Annotated in this window: 7 protein-coding genes and 1 pseudogene; 2 read left to right on the top strand and 6 right to left on the bottom strand. The window is 65.2% G+C overall.

The genetic code is table 11. The features are described 5' to 3' along the window. Nucleotides 1–161 (top strand): annotated as a pseudogene (locus ACFE99_RS21580) (DNA polymerase IV); the annotation flags it as partial. A gap of 76 nt (nucleotides 162–237) precedes the next feature. Here ACFE99_RS21580 and ACFE99_RS21585 read toward each other — a convergent pair. Together ACFE99_RS21585 and ACFE99_RS21590 are read right to left on the bottom strand one after the other, a co-directional pair. Further along, complete coding sequence (locus ACFE99_RS21585; protein ID WP_375488434.1) at nucleotides 238–1,242, bottom strand: PHP domain-containing protein; 1,005 nt, start codon at nucleotides 1,240–1,242, stop codon at nucleotides 238–240. Nucleotides 1,243–1,261: 19 nt separating this feature from the next. After that, a complete protein-coding gene (locus tag ACFE99_RS21590; protein ID WP_375488435.1) occupies nucleotides 1,262–1,489 on the bottom strand; it encodes a hypothetical protein in 228 nt (75 codons plus the stop codon). Nucleotides 1,490–1,547: 58 nt separating this feature from the next. Here ACFE99_RS21590 and ACFE99_RS21595 point away from each other — a divergent pair, with 58 nt between their 5' ends. Then, on the top strand, nucleotides 1,548–2,390 hold the full coding sequence (locus ACFE99_RS21595) for an LLM class F420-dependent oxidoreductase (protein ID WP_375488436.1): 843 nt from the start codon (nucleotides 1,548–1,550) through the stop codon (nucleotides 2,388–2,390). A gap of 14 nt (nucleotides 2,391–2,404) precedes the next feature. On the opposite strand, the gene ACFE99_RS21600 is transcribed toward ACFE99_RS21595, so the two are convergent. The 4 genes from ACFE99_RS21600 to ACFE99_RS21615 all read right to left on the bottom strand — a co-directional run. Next, nucleotides 2,405–2,665, bottom strand: coding sequence for a hypothetical protein (locus ACFE99_RS21600; RefSeq protein ID WP_375488437.1), 261 nt, complete (start codon nucleotides 2,663–2,665; stop codon nucleotides 2,405–2,407). 540 nt (nucleotides 2,666–3,205) lie between these two features. Continuing rightward, a complete protein-coding gene (locus ACFE99_RS21605; RefSeq protein WP_375488440.1) occupies nucleotides 3,206–3,346 on the bottom strand; it encodes a hypothetical protein in 141 nt (46 codons plus the stop codon). Nucleotides 3,347–3,491: 145 nt separating this feature from the next. Beyond that, complete coding sequence (locus tag ACFE99_RS21610; RefSeq protein WP_375488438.1) at nucleotides 3,492–4,958, bottom strand: glutamate synthase subunit beta; 1,467 nt, start codon at nucleotides 4,956–4,958, stop codon at nucleotides 3,492–3,494. Beyond that, the coding region (locus ACFE99_RS21615) for a glutamate synthase-related protein (RefSeq protein ID WP_375488439.1) at nucleotides 4,951–6,139 on the bottom strand (1,189 nt) is incomplete at its 5' end. The genes ACFE99_RS21610 and ACFE99_RS21615, both read right to left, overlap by 8 nt.

Raw genomic sequence — 6,139 nt, forward strand, 5'->3', positions numbered from 1 at the left:
CCGAGCAGTTGATGCTGCCGTTCACCACCGAGGTGCTGCGGCCGCCGGCCATCGACGCGGCCGTCGACCGGGTGCGGCGGCGCTACGGCAAGTCGGCGCTGACCCGCGCGGTGCTGGTCGGCCGAGATCCCGGTCTGGAGATGCCGCACCTGCCGGACTGATTTGGTCGCCGAATGGCCAGTTAATGCACGCGGTCCGCGAAAAAGCGTTACATAACTGGACGTTCGGCGAAGTGGCCTACGACGCTGTCCAAGCCAACAGCGTTTCCACCGGCCAAGTGTTGACGATCCGGTCGACGGGCACACCGGTGTCCAGCGCACGCTGGGCGCCGTAGCCCAGGAAGTCGAGTTGTCCAGGTGCATGCGCGTCGGTGTCGATGCTGAACACGCAGCCGATCTCCAGCGCGAGATTGAGCAGCCGGGTCGGCGGATCGCGGCGCTCGGGCCGCGAGTTGATTTCGACCGCGGTGCCCTGATCGCGGCAAGCGGTGAACACCGCCTCGGCGTCGAAGGTCGATTCCGGCCGGATACCACGGTCGCCTGCGACCAGCCGGCCCGTGCAGTGGCCGAGCACATCGGCATGCTCGTTGGAGACCGCGCGCACCATCCGCCGCGTCATGGCCTCGGCATCCATCGACAGTTTGGAGTGCACACTGGCCACCACGACATCCAGCCGCTCCAGCAGCTCCGGCTCCTGGTCGAGACTGCCGTCGTCGAGAATGTCCACCTCAATCCCGGTCAGAATGCGCATCGGCGCGAACTGCTCGCGCAACTCGTCGATCACGTCGAGCTGTTCACGCAGCCGCTCCGGCGAGAGACCGTTGGCAATCGTCAGCCGCGGCGAGTGGTCGGTCAACGCGCAGTATTCATGTCCCAGCCCCGCGGCGGTCGCCATCATCTCATCAATCGGAGCCGAGCCGTCCGACCAGTTGGAATGCAGATGCAAATCCCCGCGCAGCGCCGCACGGATCTCACCGCCGCCGAGATCTCCTGCGCTAGAACGCAATTCGACCAATACGTCAGGTTCACGTCCTGACCAGGCCTGGTCGATCACCTTCGCGGTCTTCGGCCCGATGCCGGGTAACAACTGCCAGCTGTTGGCCTGCCCGTGCCGCTCGCGCTCTGCCTCGTCGAGGCCCTCGACGATGTCGGCGGCGTTGCGGTAGGCCATCACTCGGCGGGGATCTTCTCGGGCACGATCCTTGTAGAACGCGATCTGTCGCAGCGCAACCACCGGATCCATAACCCCAGTGTGCCCGTCGTCAGCCGGTCATGAATTGGCCGGCGATGGACCCGGCCAGGATGACCCCGAACCCGCCGATCTCGCCGGCGATGAGCGACGCCATCTCGATCTTCAGTGTGCGGGGATGCGCGCGGTGGTCGGGTGCGGCCATGATCTGTCGGTACTTCCAGACGCCCAAGACCAGTGCCAGCAGGAAGATCGATCCCGCTGACAGTAGCGTGATCTTGGTGTCGATACCGAAGTCCATGGTCGCGCCGAGTCTAGTGGGGTGCGCGCCGCGTTCGACCGCTCGTTAGGCTCAACGAGTGCGATTCGCGTTTAAAACCTCTCCGCAAAACACCACCTGGGCTGACATGCTGGCCGTCTGGAAAGCGGCCGACGACATCGACGTCTACGAGTCCGGGTGGACCTTCGACCACTTCTATCCGATCTTTTCCGACTCCACCGGGCCCTGCCTGGAAGGTTGGACCACGCTGACCGCGTTGGCCCAGGCCACCAAGCGGCTCCGCCTGGGCACCCTGGTCACCGGCGTCCACTACCGCCATCCCGCGGTGCTGGCCAATATGGTTGCAGCACTGGACATCATCTCCAACGGCCGACTCGAGTTGGGAATCGGCGCCGGCTGGAACGAAGAAGAGTCGGGCGCCTACGGTATCGAACTGGGCAGCATCAAGGAACGCCTCGACCGGTTTGAGGAGGCCTGCCAGGTGCTCACCAGCCTGCTCAGCCAAGAGACGACGGACTTCGACGGCACGTACTACCAACTCAAAGCCGCCCGCAACGAGCCTAAAGGACCGCAGCGCCCCCACCCGCCGATCTGTATCGGCGGCAGCGGGGAAAAGCGCACCCTGCGCATTACCGCCCGCTACGCCCAGCACTGGAACTTCGTCGGCGGTCCGCCCGAGGAGTTCGCCCGCAAGCGCGACGTGCTGGCCGCGCACTGCGAAGACATCGGTCGCGACCCGAAAGAGATCATGCTTTCGGCGCACTTGCTCTTGGGGCCGGACCGCAATTACGGACAGGTCATCGAGAACGCGGCCGGGCTGGCGGCCGAAGGGCTGGATCTGGGAATCGTGTACATCGCACCGCCACACGACCCGGCGGTATTGGAGCCGCTGGCCCAGGCGATCCGCGAGGCCGGGCTGTAGAACGCAGCCGGCTGTCAGTGCCCCGTTCTGCGCGCCGGGTCCGGTTCCGGGTATGGCGCACCGAACTGCGGCACGGGATGTGCGCCGCGCTCATGCACGGCTGCAGCGGCCCGCCGCACCGGCAGAATCAGCGGCACAAAAAGGCTTTGGTCGACCAATACCGGCGTGATGAGCCAGTTGTGCACGAAGGCAAACGGGGTTTTGGTGACGGGATCGGCCCAGCCGATGGTCCCGCCCAGACCGGCGTGGCCGAATCCGCCCAACAGGCCGGGCACCGGCGACCCGTGATAGCCGAGGTGAAATACATCGGCCGATACTGCGCGATCGGCGGGTCATAGGACAGCAGGCCCCGGTCGACGAGCCTGTAAGGACGTCGATGCCAAACCTTGCTGGCTGAGAAGACCATCGCGCCGGTATCGGCGCCACCGCCGCGTACCGTCCCGATCCGACCAGCGGTCCACACGTCGACGACGGGCTGGCCGCCTACGTACACCGAAAGGGCGCCGCCGCCGAAACGCTGCGGCAAGCCGGCCCCGACCCGAAGAACAGCGGGTTCCGTCATGGGTCCACTCCCTTACCGTGGCTGATCGCTATCCGGCCGCCGCAGCAAGATTCGCGGATGAGAACGATGCTACCAATACGGGATAACCGCGTTCTACCGATGCCGTCGGGATCGCATTCAAGTTTTGCAATTGATAGGAGTCGACTGAAGTTAAGCCGGTTTTGCGAGGTCTTCGATCCGCGCAACTACAGATAACAACTTGATAAAGTTCAGCAAACGCGCGAAACCGCCAGCCCGTCGAGCGCCGCCATCGTCAGACGCTGAAGCGCAGCAGCTCCTCGGCCGTCACCAGCCGCTCGTGCTTGGCGGGAAATTCGCGGCTCTTAACCGGGTGCCGAAACCATGACCAGGCGATTCGTCCCACCCGCGAGCGGGGTACGGGGTAGATGTGCACGGGAATCACTCCTGCAATCGGTCAACTAAACCGGGGTATACGTTAGCGTAACGCCCACACCCGGCCATTAGACACCCCCCTTGCTGGCAAACGGTGTAAGGCGCGCCGATTAATACCCCGCGTGTTGCCTATGTTACCAGAGTGACTACCGCTGCGGCGCGGCGGTTGGCTTGATTGGCGCCGGCAGAGCGCTCTGGCCCATCAGATACCGGTCCACGGCCGCTGCGGCGGCTCGGCCCTCGGCAATCGCCCACACGATCAACGACTGGCCGCGGCCCATGTCCCCGGCAACGAACACGCCAGACACGGAGGTCTCGAAGTCGTTGCCGCGGGCGACGTTTCCGCGCTCGCTGAACTCGACCCCGAGATCAGTCAATAGTCCGGGCTTCTCGGGCCCGACGAAGCCCATCGCGAGCAACACCAGGTCGGCTTCCAATTCGAAATCGGAGCCGTCGACCTTGACGAACTTGCCGTCCTGCATGCGAACCTCGTGCGCCTTCAGCGCGGTGACATGGCCGTCGCGGCCCAGGAACTCCTCGGTGTTGACCGAGAACACCCGCTCGCCGCCTTCTTCGTGTGCGGCCGACACTCGGTACATCAGCGGGTAGGTCGGCCACGGCGTCGACTCGGCGCGGGTGTCCGGTGGGCGCGGCATGATCTCGAACTGGTGCACGCTGATCGCCCCCTGCCGGTGCACGGTACCCAAACAGTCCGCACCGGTGTCCCCGCCGCCGATGATGACAACCTTTCTGCCCTTAGCGGTGATCGGCGGCTGCCCGTCGGGACCCAGCACGTCATCACCTTCCTGCGCCCGGTTGGCCCACGGCAGGAATTCCATGGCCTGGTGGATACCGTCGAGCTCGCGACCCGGGATCGGTAGGTCGCGCCAGGCGGTCGCGCCGCCCGCCAGCACCACCGCGTCGAAGTCGGCGCGCAGCTGGTCGGCGCTGATGTCGACGCCGACGTTGACGCCGGCCCGAAACTCGGTGCCCTCGGCTTCCATCTGCGCCAGCCGCCGGTTCAGGTGGCGCTTTTCCATCTTGAACTCGGGGATGCCGTAGCGCAGCAGCCCGCCGATGCGGTCTTCGCGCTCGAAGACGGTCACGCTGTGGCCGGCCCGGGTCAGTTGCTGCGCCGCAGCCAGACCGGCCGGACCGGAGCCCACCACCGCGACCGTTTTTCCGGTCAGCTTGTCCGGGGGCAGCGGAACCACCCAGCCTTCGTCGAAGGCCTTGTCGATGATCTCCAGCTCGATCTGCTTGATGGTGACCGGGTCCTGGTTGATCCCGAGCACGCAGGCCGGCTCGCACGGCGCCGGGCACAGCCGTCCGGTGAAGTCGGGGAAGTTGTTGGTGGCGTGCAGCCGCTCGATCGCATCGCGCCAACGGCCCCGGCGCACCAGGTCATTCCATTCCGGGATCAGGTTGCCCAGCGGACAGCCGTTGTGGCAGAAGGGGATCCCGCAGTCCATGCAGCGAGTGGCCTGCTGCTGCAGCACCCCGTGGTCGAAGTCTTCGTAGACCTCTTTCCAGTCACGCAGGCGTAATTCCACCGGGCGGCGCTTGGGTAACTCCCGGTGGGTGTATTTCAAAAAGCCCTTCGGGTCAGCCATGCGCGGCCGCCATGATTGCCTGGTCGACGTCGGCGCCGTCACGTTCGGCCTCGGCGATCGCCTGCAGAACCCGCTTGTAGTCAAGCGGCATCACCTTGACGAAGTGGCGCTGCTGTGATGCCCAGTCGGACAGGATGCGTTGCCCGACAGTGGAATCGGTGTTGTCGACGTGCGACTGGATCATGCCGCGAAGCCAGTTCAGGTCATCCTCGTCGAGCCCCTCGAGCTGCACCATCTCGGTGTTGAGGTGGGCGGGAAATGCGCCGTCGGGGTCGTAGATGTAGGCCACGCCGCCGGACATGCCGGCCGCGAAGTTGCGCCCGGTGCGGCCGAGAATGACGACCTTGCCGCCGGTCATGTACTCACAGCCGTGGTCGCCGACGCCCTCGACCACCGCGTGTGCTCCGGAGTTACGGACCGCGAACCGCTCGCCGACCACCCCGCGCAAAAAGGCCTCGCCGCTGGTAGCGCCGAACAGGATCACGTTGCCGCCGATGATGTTGTCCTCGGCGACATACTGTGCCGGCGCGTTGTCCGATGGTCGCACCACGATCCGCCCGCCGGACAGGCCCTTGCCGACGTAGTCGTTGGCGTCGCCGTAGACCCGCAGTGTGATGCCTTTGGGCACAAACGCCCCGAAGCTGTTGCCCGCGGAACCGTCGAACGTGATGTCGATCGTGCCGTCGGGAAGACCTTGGCCGCCATAGGCTTTGGTCACTTCGTGTCCGAGCATGGTGCCCACCGTGCGGTTGACGTTGGAGATCGTAGTCGAGAACCGAACGGGTGAACCGGCGTCCAACGCCTCGCGGCTCATCACAATCAACTGCTGGTCCAACGCCTTGTCTAGGCCATGGTCCTGGCTGGAGCTGCAATAGAGGTCCTGGTTCATGAACGCCGACTCCGGCTCGTGCAGCACCGGTGTCAGGTCCAGCTTGTGTGCCTTCCAATGCGCCCGCGCCAGCGTAGTGTCCAGCGCGTTCACTTGGCCGACGGCCTCGTTGAGGGTGCGGAAACCCAACTGGGCCATGTACTCGCGCACTTCCTCGGCGATGAACAAAAAGAAGTTCTCGACGAATTCCGGCTTGCCGATGAACCGCTGCCGCAGCACCGGGTTTTGGGTGGCTACCCCGACCGGGCAGGTATCGAGGTGGCAAACCCGCATCATGACGCCGCCGGACACC

It is taken from the genome of uncultured Mycobacterium sp. (genome assembly GCF_964249325.1).
In the GTDB taxonomy this organism is placed as follows: domain Bacteria; phylum Actinomycetota; class Actinomycetes; order Mycobacteriales; family Mycobacteriaceae; genus Mycobacterium.